This is a genomic window from Microbulbifer aggregans, from assembly GCF_001750105.1.
In the GTDB taxonomy this organism is placed as follows: Bacteria; Pseudomonadota; Gammaproteobacteria; order Pseudomonadales; family Cellvibrionaceae; genus Microbulbifer; species Microbulbifer aggregans.
This window is the reverse complement of sequence record NZ_CP014143.1, coordinates 1,388,414-1,403,217: the sequence shown is the minus strand read 5'-3', so window position 1 is coordinate 1,403,217 and position 14,804 is coordinate 1,388,414. Positions and strand designations below refer to the sequence as shown.

Sequence of the window (14,804 nt, the reverse complement as noted above, 5' to 3'; positions counted from 1 at the left end):
TGAAATTCGTCGCCCCGGAACTGCCCCTGCTGTCAGATCGGCGTCTTGGAGGCCTCTCCGGCGATTTCCCTGACCAGACGAGGAACCAGGTAGCCCGGAAGCCGCCGGCGAATTGCCGCCACCAGGGCACGGGCACGATCGTCGGCGACCTCGAAATGCGCCGCGCCCTGCACCCGATCCAGCTGGTGCAGGTAGTAGGGCAGCACACCGCTTGCAAACAGCCGCTCGCTCAGCTCCGCCAGAGCGGTCTCTGAATCATTGACGCCGCGCAACAGGACGGCCTGATTGAGCAGTGTCACCCCGGCTGCCCGCAGCCGCTGCAGCGCTGCGCTTACGCGGTCATCGATCTCATTGGCGTGATTGCAATGCAGCACCAGCACCGGTCTCAGGCGGCTGCCCGTTAGCCAGCGCAGCAGTTCATCAGTTACCCGACTGGGTGCCACGATCGGCAGGCGGGTGTGCACCCGCAGTGTCGTGAGTTGCGGGATAGTCGCCAGCTCATCGGCAAACCATTGCAGCTGGCGATCGCCCAGTACCAGCGGGTCGCCGCCGCTCAGGATCACTTCCCGCAGCGCGTCCTGACCGCGGATATAGTCCAGCGCATCCTGCCACTGGGCCCGGCTGAGGTGGTTCTCGCCATAGGGAAACAAGCGGCGAAAGCAGTAGCGACAGTTCACCGCGCACTGTCCGGCGGCAATCAGTAGCAGGCGCCCGCGGTACTTGTGCACCACGCCTGGCACGGGGTTGGCGTCTCTCTCACCGAGTGGGTCCGGGGTAAAGCCTGGCGCGGCCTCGAGTTCCGGCGCACCGGGCAAGACCTGCAACAGCAGTGGATCGGCCGGATCGCCCTTGCGCATGCGCTCAAGGAAGGGCCGCGGTATCCGCAGCGCAAAGTCGTCGCTGGCGCGCAGCGCTGAGGGCAGCTGTGCCGGGTCCAGCTGCAGCAATTCAATCAGCTCCCGCGGGTCGGTGACCAGGTCGGCCATTTCATCCTGCCAGCGCCGCTCGCTGGGCGGGGCGGGATAATCGGTCGCAACGATTTCACGGGGGGCTCGGGGGTGCTGTATCATATCGGGCTATTCGACTTGCGCGGGCGCGCAAATTTTAAGCACCCAGACCAAAATTGGAAGGGCGAAAATTTAATGGGATGCCGACACTGTTTCACCGGCGTCCCGACAGGTTTATTCAGAGGAATCCATGGCTAGTTACTCCACCAACGAATTCAAGGGCGGTCTCAAGGTAATGCTGGACGGCGACCCCTGCTCCATCGTGGAAAACGAATTCGTCAAACCCGGTAAGGGCCAGGCGTTTAACCGCGTCAAGCTGCGCAACCTGAAGACCGGCCGGGTCTGGGAGCGCACCTTCCGTTCCGGTGAGAGCCTGGAGGCCGCCGATGTGATGGACCGCGACATGGAGTACCTCTACAACGACGGCGAGTTCTACCACTTCATGGAGCCCGAGACTTTCGAGCAGCACCAGGCCAGCGCCGATGCCGTCGGCGATGCCGCCAAGTGGCTGAAGGAGCAGGATGTCTGCACCGTAACCCTCTACAACGGCTCACCGCTGGCGGTGACTCCACCCAACCACGTGATTCTGGAAATCACCGATACCGATCCCGGTGTACGCGGCGACACCGCCCAGGGCGGCACCAAGCCGGCGACCCTGATCACCGGCGCCGTGGTGAAGGTACCGCTGTTCCTCGAGATCGGCGAGACCGTCAAGGTAGATACCCGCACCGGTGAATACCTGGGTCGTGCCAAGGAAGACTGATCCAGTCAGCCTGATCCAACCATTCCTACCGCCGCCATCCGGCGGCGGTAACCCAACACTCTTCTGTTATGACTTCAGCAACAACTTCGTGGCAGCCCAGCGCCAGCCTCAAGGCACTGCGCGAGCGCGCCGCCCTGCTGGCTCAGATACGCCAGTTCTTTGCCGGCCGCGCGGTCCTGGAAGCCGAGGTCCCGGTGCTGTCCCATAGGGCCACCAGTGACCCCCACATCGACTCCATCACCGCGCTCTGTAACGGCGAGCCCGCCTATCTGGCCACCAGTCCCGAGTTCGGCCTCAAGCGCCTGCTGGCCGCGGGCTTTGGTGACTGCTATTACCTGGGCAAGGCATTTCGTGAAGGGGAGGCCGGCGGGCGCCACAACCCCGAGTTCACCATGCTGGAGTGGTATCGAATCGGCTGGGATGACCGTCGACTGATGGAAGAAGTGGGGGAACTGCTCTCGCTGGCGCTGGGAATCGAGGATATCCGGTCACTGAGCTACCGTGCACTGTTCCTGCACCACCTGCAGCTGGACCCGCACACCGCCAGCGACGAGGCGTTGCGGGACTGCGTCCGCCGGGAGGTGGAACTGTCGTTCGTGCCCGCCAGCCGCGACGAATGCCTCGACCTGCTGATGAGCCATCGGCTGGAGCCCACTATGGGAGAGGGCATTACATTGCTCTACGACTTCCCTGCCAGCCAGGCTGCGCTGGCACGGGTGGAAGTGGACGAGAATGGCACCCAGGTCGCCCGGCGCTTCGAGGCCTACGTGGCGGGACTGGAACTGGCCAACGGATACTGGGAGCTCACCGATGCGGAGGAGCAGCAGCGCCGCTTCGAGGCGGACCACCGCTACCGGGCCATGCAAAAACTGCATGTGTACCCGTACGAGGAGCGGCTGGTGGCCGCTCTGGAGGTGGGAATGCCGGACTGCGCCGGAGTCGCCCTGGGCGTCGACCGGTTGCTGATGCTGGCGGGAGGGTATCAAAGGATCGAAGAAGTGATCGCCTTCCCGATCGAGCGGGCCTGACCGAGCCAGACTGCATGCGTCAGGGCTCAAACCGGTAGCAAGCCACCTCACCCACGGCAAAGAACCCCGCCTCAAGCAGCAACTCCTGTCGGTCAGCCGGAGTCAGCGCCACTACATGTTTGTGGTGACTGTTCTGCAGCTGCCCTACCAGGTAGTGGAACAGGGCCCTGCCGATGCCCTGGCCGCGATGCTTTTCGTCCACATACAGGTCGTAGAAGCCGAGCGCATCCGCTGAAGCGTAAAGCGATGCGCCAGCCACCAGCTCACCATCGAGTCGGCCCGCGTAATAACGCAGGCGACTCCGTTTCTGTTCGGGCACCTGGGCGAGGGTCTGGTAAAACTTGCGGATCTGCGGCCCCTCCCGTTCGCCACTGTAAGCCAGGGCCTGCAGTTTTCCGTACTCTTCCAGGGACTCGGCGTTCACGGGCTCCAGCTCGAGCTTGCCCCGCAATCCCTCTGGCAAGTCCGAATCCGCCGCCAGCCGCACCACCTCGCTGGCCATCGCCACCATGGAAGGTTGGCGCTTCATACCCAGCTCGAGCATCTCGCCCTCATCGAGGGGCTTGTTGGCGCAGTGCCAGAGGGTGAAGGGGCTGTGGCGCTCGCGGAAGTAGTCCACTACAAAGCGCTGCAGAATCCGCGAAGGCATCACCGCGGTGGTAACCGCCTGATTGAAAGTGTGCGACAACAGGCCGCTGTCGGTACGCAGAACGCCGGTGATCTCCTTGGTGGCATCCACGTTCATCAGGCCCGCACAATAGCTGGCACGGGCCTCCAGGTTGCGACTGACGAGATTCTTGGCGCTGAGACTGTATTTCATGCCTGTAAGAATAGCTTCCTTTGCTTCGCCGCCACGCGGGATTGCACGGCGGTAAACGGTGCCTTTGACCGCCTCAGGGGAGCTGTCGTTCCACCTGAGTCAGCGCACACTGATCCATGGAGAGTGCCGGCTGCTCGCAGCTGGCATCGCAGATGACTCTGGCCGGCACCCCTGCCACCAGTTTCTTTTCCGGCACCGACTTCAATACCACACTGCCAGAGGCCACCTGTGTGCAGCGACCGATTTCGATATTGCCGAGCACTTTACTGCCCGCGCCGATCAGCACACCCTCGCGCACTTTCGGGTGGCGGTCACCCGTCTCCTTGCCGGTGCCGCCGAGCGTGACCGACTGCATGATGGAAACGTTATCCTCCACCACCGCGGTTTCACCGATCACGATGCCGGTGGCATGGTCCAGCAGAATGCCCTGCCCCAGTGCGGCAGCCGGGTGGATATCGACGCTGAACACCACCGAAATGCGATGCTGCAGAAACAGGGCCAGCGAGCGGCGTCCCTCCAGCCACAGCCAGTGGGCGACACGATAGGCCTGCAGGGCATGGTAACCCTTGAAGTAGAGAAATGGCTCGTAGAGTGACTTGCAGGCCGAGTCCCGCTGGAAGACCGCACTGAGGTCGGCACGGGCCGCTTTACCGATTGCTGGATCGGCGGTCAGCGCCTCGTCAATCACTTCCCGGATCAGCAATGCCGGCGCCACCGGGCTGTCCAGCTTGTTGGCCAGGTGGAAGCTCAGCGCCTGCTCCAGGGTTGCGTGATTGAGAATCGTGGCGTGGAGGAAACTCGCCAATATCGGCTCCAGTTCCGCCTGTGTCGCTACGCCAGTGCGGATCTCCCGCCACAGGGCATCGCCTTCATGAGCTGTCATCGTCTCTCGTCTTCCTTCTGCTCAGACCGCGCCCAGCGTCAGCGGCGGCTCGCGCAACGCCGCCTGCTGCTCGCGCAGTGCCAGTATATGCTCCGCCCAAAACCGCGGGGTATTGAACCAGGGGAAAGCCATTGGAAACGCAGGGTCCTGCCAGCGCCGGGCGAGCCAGGCCGCGTGGTGCATCTGCCGCAGGCAGCGCAGTGGCTCAACCAGCTGCAGCTCCCGTGGATCGAAGGGAGTGAAAGTCTCGTACCCCTCGATTACCGTATCCAGATAGGCCGTCTGCTCATCGCGGCTGCCTGATATAAGCATCCAGATATCCTGAATGGCAGGCCCGGTGAGGCAATCGTCCAGGTCCACAAACCAGGGGGTATCGTCGCGCCACAGGAAGTTGCCCGCATGGCAATCACCATGTAACCGCAACTGCCGCCAGGGCTGGTCGAAGAGCGGCGCTATCTGCTCGATGATATGGGCGGTCACGCTCTCGTACGCCGAGCGGTTCTCCGGCGGCAGGAAGTCTCCCTCAAGGATGAAATCGCGACTATCGATCGCGAAGTGCTGCAGGGTCAGAGCCGGGCGGTGTTCGAAGGCGCGTGCAGCACCCACCGCGTGAATACGGCCGAGCATGGTTCCCACCTGCTCCAGGTGATCGAAATTATCCAGCTCCACCTGCCGCCCCCCTCTGCGCGGGAACAGGGCGAAGCGAAATCCCTGGTGCTCCATCAGGGTCTGCCCGTCAAACGCGAGCGGTGCCACTACCGGAATCTCGGCGGCGACCAGCTCGTGGGCAAAGGCGTGCTCTTCAAGGATTTGCGCATCCGTCCAGCGCCCCGGACGGTAAAATTTTGCGATCAGGGGCTCCGCGCCCTCAATGCCCACCTGGTAGACGCGGTTTTCGTAGCTGTTGAGGGGAAAGATCCTCGCGTCGGACCAGAGTCCGACTGACTCGACGGAGTCGATCACCACATCGGGCGTCAGGGCGTCGTAGGGATGGTGGCTCTGGGGCATGGAAGCTACCGGCTGGCTAATGGCCGCCAATGCTAACGCGACGGGGCGGCCGGGCCAACTGGCGCCGGCTGCAGAGACCACCGCGTCACTTCAATCCGGCTTCTCAGTCCGTTCGTTCACTTCTCCTGCGAAATCGCAGAGCGATCGCATGACCATGGATATTACCGCTGCTCTCATGGCACTTCTCCTGACAACTGGCGGCACACCCGGCTGGTGTACCACGTTGCTTTGCACACTAGGGGATAGCCAATGACGGGGGAAATTGAACCTGGTAATGAATGCCATTGCCGCCCTCTATGCTTGCCGTTTCTTCATCAGATAACCGAGCAGCAACGCCACCAGAAACAGAGCCGGCACGTCACCCAACATGTTCATCCGTTCAGAGGAATCGACGATGGCCTGCACCAGCATGATGGCGCCATGAACCACGCTGGACCAGACCGTAAACCAGATCAGACTGGCGTTGGCTCCGGGATCTTTGGCGGCGAGGATCAGAAAAACACCCAGCGTCGCATAAATCCCCATAATCATCTGTTCGTATTCATGCTGGCGCGGCTCCCACCCCCAGCCCTCGGGCCAGATCCACATCATCATCGGGTAGAGGCCAAAAATAAAAAACAGCCCGAATAGGATGAGGAACAGCTTGAGCAGTCGATTGGCAGTGTTCGGTGTCATGGCATTCGGGCTCCTCTGCCCGTGGTTCTATACCCGGTCACTGGACATCCGGCAGGTGACAGACAACCTCCAGATTATTCCCGTCTGGGTCGAGCACATAGGCCGCGTAATAGTGCTCGTGATATTCCGGGCGCAGACCCGGCGCCCCATTGTCTTTGCCGCCAGCGTCGATGGCTGCACGGTAAAAGTTGTCCACGGTCTCACGGTCCTCTGCGCGATAGGCAATATGCACGCCCGGCGTAGTGGTATTGCCACCTTTTATCCACAGATCGGGCTTGTCGGCCCAACCAAAACCCGCCCACTCATTGAATTCCACGATCAGCTCATAACCCAGCGGTGCCAGGGCCAGCCGATAGAATTCCTTGCTGCGCTCATAGCTGTGAACATGGAGACCGATGTGATCGAGCATAGTGTTGGTACCCTCTCGCAACGTCGCGAATGCCATGGCCCGTGCGTCGGTAAAGACGCCCGGTCGATTCGTAGAGAAGATACAACTTATAGTGCAGCTGCTCGGAAGCTGCCTGTTTCGGCTAGCAATGGAAGAGGGAGACGCGCTGGCTTGCGGCATTAGTCGCTTGCGGTATTCATTGCTGAGGGCCTCGCAGAAGCAGTTCGCCTTAGCCCCGTGGTGCGCCCGCAATACTGAACTGAGTAACCTGGCGACCGAGCCACCCCCCTGCCCCGGGCGCCGGACGGTTTGGGCGACGGTTTTCACCGCGTCCCGGTGGGTGTGGCGAATAGCAGCCTCCCGCCCTGCAGTGTTAGTCGTGCCCGCGCCACTCCCGCCTCAACAGTCCCAGCATCACCGAGTCCTGGAAACCATCAGCCTCGAGCCAGCGGTCCCGCAGCACGCCCTCATGGCGAAAACCGAGCTTTTCCAGCAGCTTCAGGGAGGCCAGGTTGCGAGGGTCCACGTCGGCCTCAATCCGGTGCAACCCAAGGCGCCCGAAGGCGAAATCCAGCAACAGCGGCACTGCCCGCCCCATCAGGCCGCGCCCGTGAAAACTACGCGCCAGGGCAAAGCCGAGCTCGGCACGGCGATTGTCGCGATCAATCTGCGCCAGCGTGCAGGTGCCGACAATCTCGCCCTGAAACTCGACGCCCCATTGGTAGAGATTGCCGGAGATAAAACCCTCGAGGATCGAGAGCAGGAAAGCTTCAGCGTTCGCATCGGTGTGCAGACAGGAGACTGCCATAAAGCGCACTATTTCCGGGTCGCCAAAAATGGCCCGCAGGGCGGGCAGATCTGCCGGCTCGAGCCAGCGCAAATGCAGTGAATCGCCGGGGATCTCCGGCAGCCTGCCTTCAAAGCCGTCCGGGTTCATAACCCCTGACCCCACTGCCAGAGACCGAACAGCGCCACACCGAACCCAAACAGAAACTGTGCAAGCAACAGCGCACGAATGGCAAACGTATAGCGTGCCAGTGAGCCTCGCTTTTCCGCATCGCGAGAGAAAAGTCGCGCTTCCGGCGGCAGGTCCTGCTCGAGGCGACGAAGCCCCGGCACCGCCAGCTGCAACAGTTGCCGGCTACGCGCGTCCACAAGCCAGAACACCACACAGAGGATCAGCACAAAACCGCCCAACAGCGCGAGGATCAGTGGATGAAAGTCTTTTTCCACCGCAGTAAAGATCCCGCCCTCGGCAAACATGGTCAGCACCACAAAAAAATTGAATGCCTTGAGACGCTGCTCGGCATTGAAGCGGTAGTGCTGGCAGAGATACTCATGCTGCACCAGGCTGCCCGGTACCGCGATACGTTCTTCAATGGTGACGTCCATGCTGAAATCCGTAAATCCGACTCGTGCAGCACGATAAATTAAAAAGCCGGGCAATGCCCGGCTTTCGATTACAGCAGACTCACTGCACTAGCAATTGGCACGGTGCTCGATGAGCTCGTCCACCACCGAGGGGTCGGCGAGCGTCGAGGTGTCGCCCAGGTTCTCCAGCTCATTGCAGGCAATCTTGCGCAGGATGCGGCGCATGATCTTACCGGAGCGGGTCTTCGGCAGCCCTGGCGCCCACTGGATGATATCCGGCTTGGCGATGGGACCGATCTCCTTCACGCACAGGTCGATCAGTTCCTGGCGCAACGCATCGGAAGGCTCGTGGCCGGACTTGAGTGTGACATAGGCGTAGATGCCCTGCCCCTTGATATCGTGCGGGTATCCCACCACCGCGGCCTCGGCGGTATCGTCATGCAGGACAATAGCACTCTCAATCTCCGCCGTGCCCAGGCGGTGGCCTGAGACATTGAGCACGTCATCGATACGGCCGGTGATCCAGTAGTAACCGTCTGCATCACGACGCGCGCCGTCACCGGTAAAGTAATAGCCGGGGAAGGAGGAGAAATAGGTATCGATCATGCGCTGGTGATCGCCGAACACCGAGCGGATCATGCTCGGCCAGCTGGCCTTCATCACCAGGGCGCCCTCACCCTCGCCGTCAATTTCACGGCCTTTCTCATCCAGCAACGCTGGTTGCACCCCAAAGAATGGCTTGGTGGCTGAACCCGGTTTCATATCGATGGCACCGGGCAATGGTGTGATCAGGTGGGCACCGGTTTCTGTCTGCCACCAGGTGTCAACGATCGGGCAGCGCTCATCGCCCACCACCTGGTAGTACCACTCCCAGGCTTCCGGGTTGATGGGTTCGCCCACCGTACCGAGCAGCTTCAGGGAGCTGCGATCGGTTTTCGTCACGTACTCGTCGCCGGCCCCCATCAGGGCACGGATGGCGGTGGGGGCGGTGTAGAAAATATTGACCTGGTGCTTGTCGACAACCTCCCAGCAGCGCGATGCGTCCGGATAGGTGGGAACCCCCTCGAACATCAGGCTGATGGCGCCGGCGGAAAGGGGGCCGTAGACGATATAGCTGTGTCCGGTGATCCAGCCCACATCGGCGGTACACCAGAAGACATCCCCCTCTTTGTAATCGAAGGTGTACTTGAAAGTCATCGAGGCCATCAATAGATAACCTGCAGTGGTGTGCAGTACGCCCTTCGGCTTGCCGGTAGATCCGGAGGTATACAGGATGAAAAGCGGATCCTCCGCATTCATCACTTCCGGCTCGCACTCCGCATTCTGCTCGGCCACGGACTCGGCATACCAGATATCGCGTTTGCTGTGCCAGTCCACATTGGCACCGGTGCGCTTGACCACGATCGCGGTGTGGACATCCGGGCAGCTGGAGAGGGCCTGATCCACATTGGCTTTGAGCGGTACTTTCTTGCCACCGCGCACGCCTTCATCGGCCGTGATGACCACCCGACAGTCGCTGTCCAGGATGCGATCTTTGAGGGAATCCGGGGAGAAGCCGCCGAACACAACCGAGTGCACGGCGCCGATGCGGGCACAGGCCAGCATGGCGTAGGCGGCTTCAGGGATCATTGGCATGTAAATACAGACCCGATCGCCCTTCTTCACACCCCTGGCTCGCAGAAGATTGGCCAGGCGGCAGACCTGCTCGTGCAGCTCACCGTAGGTGATGGTCTTACTGTCAGCGGGATCATCGCCCTCCCAGATGATTGCCGTCTGTTGGGCGCGGGCGGGCAGGTGACGGTCGATACAGTTGACGGTGACATTCAGCGCACCGTCGGCAAACCAGGCCGCGTGTCCGCGCTTCAGGTCCTCTTCGCAAACTTTGGTAAACGGTTTCTGCCACTGAAGGAAGTCCTTGGCCTGCTGGGCCCAGAACGCATCCGGATCCTCGACGGACTGGTGGTAGAGCTTCTCGTAGTCTTCGGCACGGATATGTGCTTCTGCGGCGAACTCCGCCGGCACCCGGCGGATGTGGACTTCGGACATCGTTCTCTCCCTTATTAGAATTATCGGGTTTCATCGCACCGCCCCGTGCGCATCAGCCTGCTCCGGAGCGATCAATCTTGTCGGCCAGTTATAGCATTCAAGGCGGCAAAATGACAACGCTGTCACCTTGGTCTCTATTTCATGGTACGCCGCTCCCCGGCGGCTTTCACGGCCCGACAGCAATTGCGGTGCCATTTTTAGAGAAAGCCGGGCACAATAACGCCACAAAAAAGTGATCACATTTTGAGGTGAAACATGAACAAGAAATTACTGCGCATCGTAGAGGGCCAGGGTGAGCGGGAAGCAGGTCCGGTAGCCGAAGAGAAGCTGCTGGCCGGCAAGCCCCAGCAACTCACCGAGCACTTTTTTACCAACGCCAAGGAAAATTTCTTCTGCGGGGTCTGGTCTTCAGACGCGGGCAAGTGGAAGCTCAGCTATAGCGAAGATGAGTTCTGCTACATCATCGACGGAGAGGCGATCATCACCGATGCGGACGGTCACAGTGAGCGCGTCGTCATGGGCGACGCCTTCTGTATTCCGGCGGGCTTTGAGGGCAGCTGGGAAACTGTGGGCAGCGTAAAGAAGTTTTACGCCATCTACGAAGAGTAAAGAACGGGCGGTTGCTGACCGCCCATCTTTCAACCGTCTGATCGGTACCTGTTATAGCTCTAGCGAGACGTTGTCGATCAGTCGCGCGGCGCTGGTATACATTGCGCCCAGTACGGTGATCTCGCGATCGTCGTGGGCCGCCGGTTCCAGGTTGCGACTGTTGCGGATAGAGAAGTAATCGAGCTGGAAGCCACTGTCCTCGATCCTTTTTTTCGCCTCCGCTTCGAGCTCGGCAAAATCCCGCCGGCCCTGCTCAATCGACTCCCGCACCCAGTTCAGCGAGCGGTTCAGCACGGCCACCTTCGGACGCTCTTCGGCGGTGATGTAACTGTTGCGAGAGCTCATCGCCAGCCCATCGGACTCGCGGTGCACCGGTGCCGCAATGATCTCCACCGGGATACACAGGTCCTCGGTCATCCGCCGGATCACCGCCAGCTGCTGGAAGTCCTTGATACCAAACACGGCCCTGTGCGGCTGCACAATATTGAACAGCTTGGCCACCACCGTGGTAACGCCCTCGAAATGGCCGGGACGGCTGGCGCCACAGAGCACATCGGTCATGGCCGGGCATACCACACGGGTCTGCTGGTCCATGCCATTGGGATAGATTTCACTCTCTTCCGGGTGAAAGAGAAAATCACATTCAACGGCCCGCAGCCGCGCCATGTCCTGCTCCATGGTGCGCGGGTACTTGTCCCAGTCCTCATTGAGGCCGAACTGCAGGCGGTTGACGAAGATGGAGACCACCACCAGGTCGCAGTGTTGCTGGGCCAGCTTGACCAGCTCAATATGGGCATCGTGGAGATTGCCCATCGTGGGCACGAAGCCAATGGTCTTGCCATTGCTGCGCGCCTCGGCAAGCGCTTCGCGCAAGCTCGCTACATGATGAAAGACTTGCATTCCGTTCATCTCCGCCTGGGTAACCCGGATCAAATGTGCGCGGCATCATACTCGGAGGATTCGACGCCCACAATATAGCCACAGGGCAAAAAACAACCAAAATTTGCCGAATTTCGGTAAAAAGCTGCTCAAATCCATAGAACGTCGCGAAATTAGAACAAGCCTTCAACTTTCACCGGCCGCCCTCACGATGTGATTTGTCGCGCTGCCAATGCGGTTCAGGAAAGATTCAGTCGCCGGACGGCAAACTGCTCTCCATCGTATCAGAGGCCGCAGCAGCGGCACCTTGGAGAGCGACATGAAAACATTAATCACCACCCTCGCCACCGCCGGCCTGCTGCTCGTCGGACCCGGGCTTGCCCTCGCCGACAACTCGCCGGCCGGTTCCGCCTTCGAGCGCGCTTACCAGAAAGAGAAGCACCGCCAGCGTCAACAGCATCGCGGCCGCGGCGAAAACCACCAGGGCGAAAACTACCAGGGCGATCACCGTCCGAAAAACCGCCAGGATCGGGATTGGGACCGGAACCGGGGTGGCAAACACTGGAAACGTGATGACCGCCGCGATCACCCGGGGAGCGGACACGCCTGGGGTCACGGCAAAGGCAAAGATCGCGACCACCATAAACGCCCCCATTATGGTAAGCCTTACTATGCCAAGCATGGCGACAGAGGCCACTACAAGAAGCGCAAGCACTACCGGAAGCACCGTCACCACTGGCGCCCTTCCCACTATCACTACGGTTATCGCTGGCGCCACCTGCCGCAAAACTTTATCCGCGTCAGTTTTGGCGGCATCGGTTTCTTCTACAGTGATGGCATTTTCTACCGTCCGCACCAGGGTGCCTATGTCGTGGCGCAGCCGCCCATTGGCGCCATCGTCACCAGCCTTCCGGGCTCGGCGGTGAGTGTCGTATTTGGCGGACGTAACTACTACGTTGCCTATGACACCTACTACCTATGGGACGGCCACCGCCGCGGTTATCGGATCGTGGACAACCCGGGCATCTATTACTGAACAGCAAAACACCCCATTAAAAGGCAGCCACCCGGGCTGCCTTTTTTAATTTTATCGTCAGCACTTCCGGAATATAAAAACCGAATAATTATTTAACTCTCACCTTCGGTTTGAAGACGTAATTACTCCCTGTTACGTTGCCGTACTGGCATCAAAAACCTCGCCAATAAAAAAACAGGAAAAACCGAATAAGCCTTTAGTTTTTCGATAACTTTTTTTTACACTTTGTTATCTATAGTTATTGCTTTCCGGACACACTCGGCGCAAGATTCGCGCCCCTTCAGACCCCCGGATCATTGAGGCGTCATGAAAAAGCAACAAGTAAAAGACTGGACCTGCGAGGACTCGGCGGAGCTTTATGGCATCCGTAACTGGGGCGCCGGTTATTTTGATCTGAATGAAAGCGGCGAAATCAGCGTCAAGGTGACAAACAGCACCGGCGCCACCAACACCGTATCGCTGATGGATATTGCCAGTGGCGCGGTGGAGCGCGGCCTCGGTATGCCCTTGTTGCTACGCATCGAGAATCTGCTCGATGCGCAGGTCGCGTTGCTCAACCAGTCCTTTGCCAAAGCAATCGATCAGTGCGGCTACCGCAATGTATTCCGCGGTGTTTTCCCTATCAAGGTTAATCAGCAGTGCCAGGTCATCGAGGAAATAGCCAAGGCCGGCAAGCCGTTCAATCACGGCCTGGAGGCCGGCAGCAAGGCGGAACTGATTACCGCCCTCTCCACCCTCGAGAGCACCGACTCCCTGATCGTCTGCAATGGCTACAAAGACGAGGAATTCATCAACCTCGGCCTGCAGGCCATGCGGCTGGGGGTACAGGTATTTTTCGTTGTGGAGACCCCATCAGAGGTCGCCACCATTATCAGCTGTGCCGAACGAGAGCAGGTGCGGCCGAACATTGGCGTGCGTATAAAGCTGGCCTCGAAAGTCGGCGGTTACTGGAATGCCACCAGCGGTGACCGCAGCATCTTCGGTCTCGGCAGTAATGACCTGATCGCGATGGTGGACGAGCTTCGCCGCCACGACATGCTCGACTGCCTGAAACTGTTGCACTACCACCTCGGCTCCCAGGTACCGAATATTCGCGATATCCGTACCGGTGTGCTCGAAGCGTGTCGTTACTATGCCGACCTGGTCGAGGAAGGCGCCGCCATGGGCTATCTCGATCTCGGCGGAGGCCTGGCGGTTGATTACGACGGCTCGAAGACCAATGACACACACAGCCGCAACTATTCGCTGGACGAATATTGCGTTGATGTGGTCGAGGCAATCATGGGCACCCTGGATAGCGAGGGCGTGGAGCACCCGGTCATCATCACCGAATCCGGTCGCGCCACCGTGGCCTACTCTTCGGTGCTGCTGTTCGACATCCTCGACACCACCCGTTACGAGCCGGTTGCCATCGACACCAACAAGATCGGCGAAGATGACCACCCGATGCTGCGCAACCTGAAGGAAGCGGTCGACAGTGTAAACAGCAGCAACCTGCAGGAGAGCTATAACGATGCCCTCTACTACCGGGATGAAATCCGCTCCCTTTACCTGCATGGCCAGGTAAGCCTGCGTGAGCGCGCCAATGCCGAAAACCTGTTCCTGCACGGCGCGCAGAAAATCCGCGTGCTGCTGGACGAAGCGGAGGAAGTCCCTGTCGACCTGCAGTCACTGCCGGTAGCCCTCTCCGATATCTATTATGGGAACTTCAGTCTGTTCCAGTCTCTGCCGGATATCTGGGCCATCGACCAGCTGTTCCCGCTGGTGCCGATACACCGGCATCACGAGGCGCCGACCCGCTCGGCCATCATTGCCGACATCACCTGTGACTGTGATGGCAAGATTGACCGTTTTATCGGGCGACAGGAGGAACAGCGCACACTGCCCTTGCATGAGCTCAAAGAAGGCGAGGATTACATCCTCGGTTCATTCCTGATTGGCGCTTATCAGGAAACACTGGGTGACCTGCACAACCTGTTTGGTGACACCAACGTGGTCAGTGTACGGATTCACGAGGACGGCAGTTTTGACTACAGCAGGGAAATTCACGGCGACAGCATTGCTGACGTCCTCAGCTATGTGGAATACCGCCCGCAGGATATGTTCGAGCGGTTCCGCAAGCTGGCCGAGAAGGCGGTAAAAGACGGAAAAATTACTGCGCAGCAACGCAAGCAGATTTTACACACCTACACCGCCAGCATGAGCGGTTACACCTATTTTGAGAAATAGAGCAGACTGGGGCAGCAACTAACTGCCCCGGAGTTTCAGTCAGAAGGCGACTGCGAAAATTA

At 59.8% G+C, this 14,804-nt stretch carries 15 protein-coding genes; 5 read left to right on the top strand and 10 right to left on the bottom strand.

Annotated features, from left to right (window positions below; translation table 11 throughout):
• Nucleotides 1-32 precede the first annotated feature (32 nt).
• Complete coding sequence (epmB, locus tag AUP74_RS06060; RefSeq protein ID WP_069946796.1) at nucleotides 33-1,070, bottom strand: EF-P beta-lysylation protein EpmB; 1,038 nt, start codon at nucleotides 1,068-1,070, stop codon at nucleotides 33-35.
• 127 nt (nucleotides 1,071-1,197) lie between these two features.
• Here epmB and efp point away from each other — a divergent pair, with 127 nt between their 5' ends.
• Nucleotides 1,198-1,770 (top strand): elongation factor P, encoded by a 573-nt coding sequence (efp, locus tag AUP74_RS06055; protein ID WP_069946795.1) that lies wholly within the window; start codon nucleotides 1,198-1,200, stop codon nucleotides 1,768-1,770.
• 68 nt (nucleotides 1,771-1,838) lie between these two features.
• Complete coding sequence (gene epmA, locus AUP74_RS06050) at nucleotides 1,839-2,798, top strand: EF-P lysine aminoacylase EpmA (protein ID WP_069946794.1); 960 nt, start codon at nucleotides 1,839-1,841, stop codon at nucleotides 2,796-2,798.
• Between the two features lie 19 nt (nucleotides 2,799-2,817).
• Here epmA and AUP74_RS06045 read toward each other — a convergent pair whose 3' ends face one another.
• The 8 genes from AUP74_RS06045 to acs form a co-directional block, all read right to left on the bottom strand.
• A complete protein-coding gene (locus tag AUP74_RS06045; protein ID WP_069946793.1) occupies nucleotides 2,818-3,618 on the bottom strand; it encodes a GNAT family N-acetyltransferase in 801 nt (266 codons plus the stop codon).
• Between the two features lie 73 nt (nucleotides 3,619-3,691).
• Nucleotides 3,692-4,501: a serine O-acetyltransferase gene (gene cysE, locus AUP74_RS06040; RefSeq protein ID WP_069946792.1), complete on the bottom strand. Its 810-nt coding sequence runs from the start codon at nucleotides 4,499-4,501 to the stop codon at nucleotides 3,692-3,694.
• A 21-nt stretch (nucleotides 4,502-4,522) separates the two neighbouring features.
• Nucleotides 4,523-5,509, bottom strand: coding sequence for a serine/threonine protein kinase (locus AUP74_RS06035; protein WP_069946791.1), 987 nt, complete (start codon nucleotides 5,507-5,509; stop codon nucleotides 4,523-4,525).
• Nucleotides 5,510-5,803: 294 nt separating this feature from the next.
• Nucleotides 5,804-6,184 (bottom strand): DUF6632 domain-containing protein, encoded by a 381-nt coding sequence (locus AUP74_RS06030; protein WP_069946790.1) that lies wholly within the window; start codon nucleotides 6,182-6,184, stop codon nucleotides 5,804-5,806.
• A gap of 37 nt (nucleotides 6,185-6,221) precedes the next feature.
• Nucleotides 6,222-6,593 (bottom strand): VOC family protein, encoded by a 372-nt coding sequence (locus AUP74_RS06025; protein WP_069946789.1) that lies wholly within the window; start codon nucleotides 6,591-6,593, stop codon nucleotides 6,222-6,224.
• A gap of 352 nt (nucleotides 6,594-6,945) precedes the next feature.
• Complete coding sequence (locus AUP74_RS06020) at nucleotides 6,946-7,509, bottom strand: GNAT family N-acetyltransferase (protein WP_069946788.1); 564 nt, start codon at nucleotides 7,507-7,509, stop codon at nucleotides 6,946-6,948.
• Nucleotides 7,506-7,964: a RipA family octameric membrane protein gene (locus AUP74_RS06015; RefSeq protein WP_069946787.1), complete on the bottom strand. Its 459-nt coding sequence runs from the start codon at nucleotides 7,962-7,964 to the stop codon at nucleotides 7,506-7,508. The genes AUP74_RS06020 and AUP74_RS06015 overlap by 4 nt, the downstream gene beginning before the upstream one ends.
• An 87-nt stretch (nucleotides 7,965-8,051) precedes the next feature.
• Nucleotides 8,052-9,989, bottom strand: a complete 1,938-nt coding sequence (gene acs / locus AUP74_RS06010) for an acetate--CoA ligase (protein WP_069946786.1) — start codon at nucleotides 9,987-9,989, stop codon at nucleotides 8,052-8,054.
• 255 nt (nucleotides 9,990-10,244) lie between these two features.
• On the opposite strand from acs, the gene AUP74_RS06005 reads away from it, so the two are divergent.
• Nucleotides 10,245-10,598: a cupin domain-containing protein gene (locus AUP74_RS06005; RefSeq protein ID WP_069946785.1), complete on the top strand. Its 354-nt coding sequence runs from the start codon at nucleotides 10,245-10,247 to the stop codon at nucleotides 10,596-10,598.
• Nucleotides 10,599-10,649: 51 nt separating this feature from the next.
• On the opposite strand, the gene panC is transcribed toward AUP74_RS06005, so the two are convergent.
• Nucleotides 10,650-11,498 carry a pantoate--beta-alanine ligase gene (gene panC, locus AUP74_RS06000; RefSeq protein WP_069946784.1) on the bottom strand — a complete coding sequence of 283 codons (849 nt, stop codon included), beginning with the start codon at nucleotides 11,496-11,498 and terminating at the stop codon, nucleotides 10,650-10,652.
• A gap of 298 nt (nucleotides 11,499-11,796) precedes the next feature.
• Here panC and AUP74_RS05995 point away from each other — a divergent pair, with 298 nt between their 5' ends.
• Together AUP74_RS05995 and speA are read left to right on the top strand one after the other, a co-directional pair.
• Nucleotides 11,797-12,513, top strand: a complete 717-nt coding sequence (locus AUP74_RS05995; protein WP_069946783.1) for a DUF6515 family protein — start codon at nucleotides 11,797-11,799, stop codon at nucleotides 12,511-12,513.
• 306 nt (nucleotides 12,514-12,819) lie between these two features.
• Nucleotides 12,820-14,742, top strand: coding sequence for a biosynthetic arginine decarboxylase (gene speA, locus AUP74_RS05990; protein ID WP_069946782.1), 1,923 nt, complete (start codon nucleotides 12,820-12,822; stop codon nucleotides 14,740-14,742).
• The last annotated feature ends 62 nt before the right edge of the window (nucleotides 14,743-14,804 follow it).

Excerpts from the sequence above, each read along its gene's own strand:
- epmA (WP_069946794.1), top strand. The coding sequence starts at position 1,839 with ATGACTTCAGCAACAACTTCGTGGCAGCCCAGCGCCAGCCTCAAGGCA.
- AUP74_RS06020 (WP_069946788.1), bottom strand. The coding sequence starts at position 7,509 with ATGAACCCGGACGGCTTTGAAGGCAGGCTGCCGGAGATCCCCGGCGAT.
- AUP74_RS06035 (WP_069946791.1), bottom strand. The coding sequence starts at position 5,509 with ATGCCCCAGAGCCACCATCCCTACGACGCCCTGACGCCCGATGTGGTG.
- cysE (WP_069946792.1), bottom strand. The coding sequence starts at position 4,501 with ATGACAGCTCATGAAGGCGATGCCCTGTGGCGGGAGATCCGCACTGGC.
- AUP74_RS06025 (WP_069946789.1), bottom strand. The coding sequence starts at position 6,593 with ATGCTCGATCACATCGGTCTCCATGTTCACAGCTATGAGCGCAGCAAG.
- AUP74_RS06005 (WP_069946785.1), top strand. The coding sequence starts at position 10,245 with ATGAACAAGAAATTACTGCGCATCGTAGAGGGCCAGGGTGAGCGGGAA.
- panC (WP_069946784.1), bottom strand. The coding sequence starts at position 11,498 with ATGCAAGTCTTTCATCATGTAGCGAGCTTGCGCGAAGCGCTTGCCGAG.
- AUP74_RS05995 (WP_069946783.1), top strand. The coding sequence starts at position 11,797 with ATGAAAACATTAATCACCACCCTCGCCACCGCCGGCCTGCTGCTCGTC.
- epmB (WP_069946796.1), bottom strand. The coding sequence starts at position 1,070 with ATGATACAGCACCCCCGAGCCCCCCGTGAAATCGTTGCGACCGATTAT.
- AUP74_RS06045 (WP_069946793.1), bottom strand. The coding sequence starts at position 3,618 with ATGAAATACAGTCTCAGCGCCAAGAATCTCGTCAGTCGCAACCTGGAG.
- AUP74_RS06030 (WP_069946790.1), bottom strand. The coding sequence starts at position 6,184 with ATGACACCGAACACTGCCAATCGACTGCTCAAGCTGTTCCTCATCCTA.
- acs (WP_069946786.1), bottom strand. The coding sequence starts at position 9,989 with ATGTCCGAAGTCCACATCCGCCGGGTGCCGGCGGAGTTCGCCGCAGAA.
- AUP74_RS06015 (WP_069946787.1), bottom strand. The coding sequence starts at position 7,964 with ATGGACGTCACCATTGAAGAACGTATCGCGGTACCGGGCAGCCTGGTG.
- efp (WP_069946795.1), top strand. The coding sequence starts at position 1,198 with ATGGCTAGTTACTCCACCAACGAATTCAAGGGCGGTCTCAAGGTAATG.
- speA (WP_069946782.1), top strand. The coding sequence starts at position 12,820 with ATGAAAAAGCAACAAGTAAAAGACTGGACCTGCGAGGACTCGGCGGAG.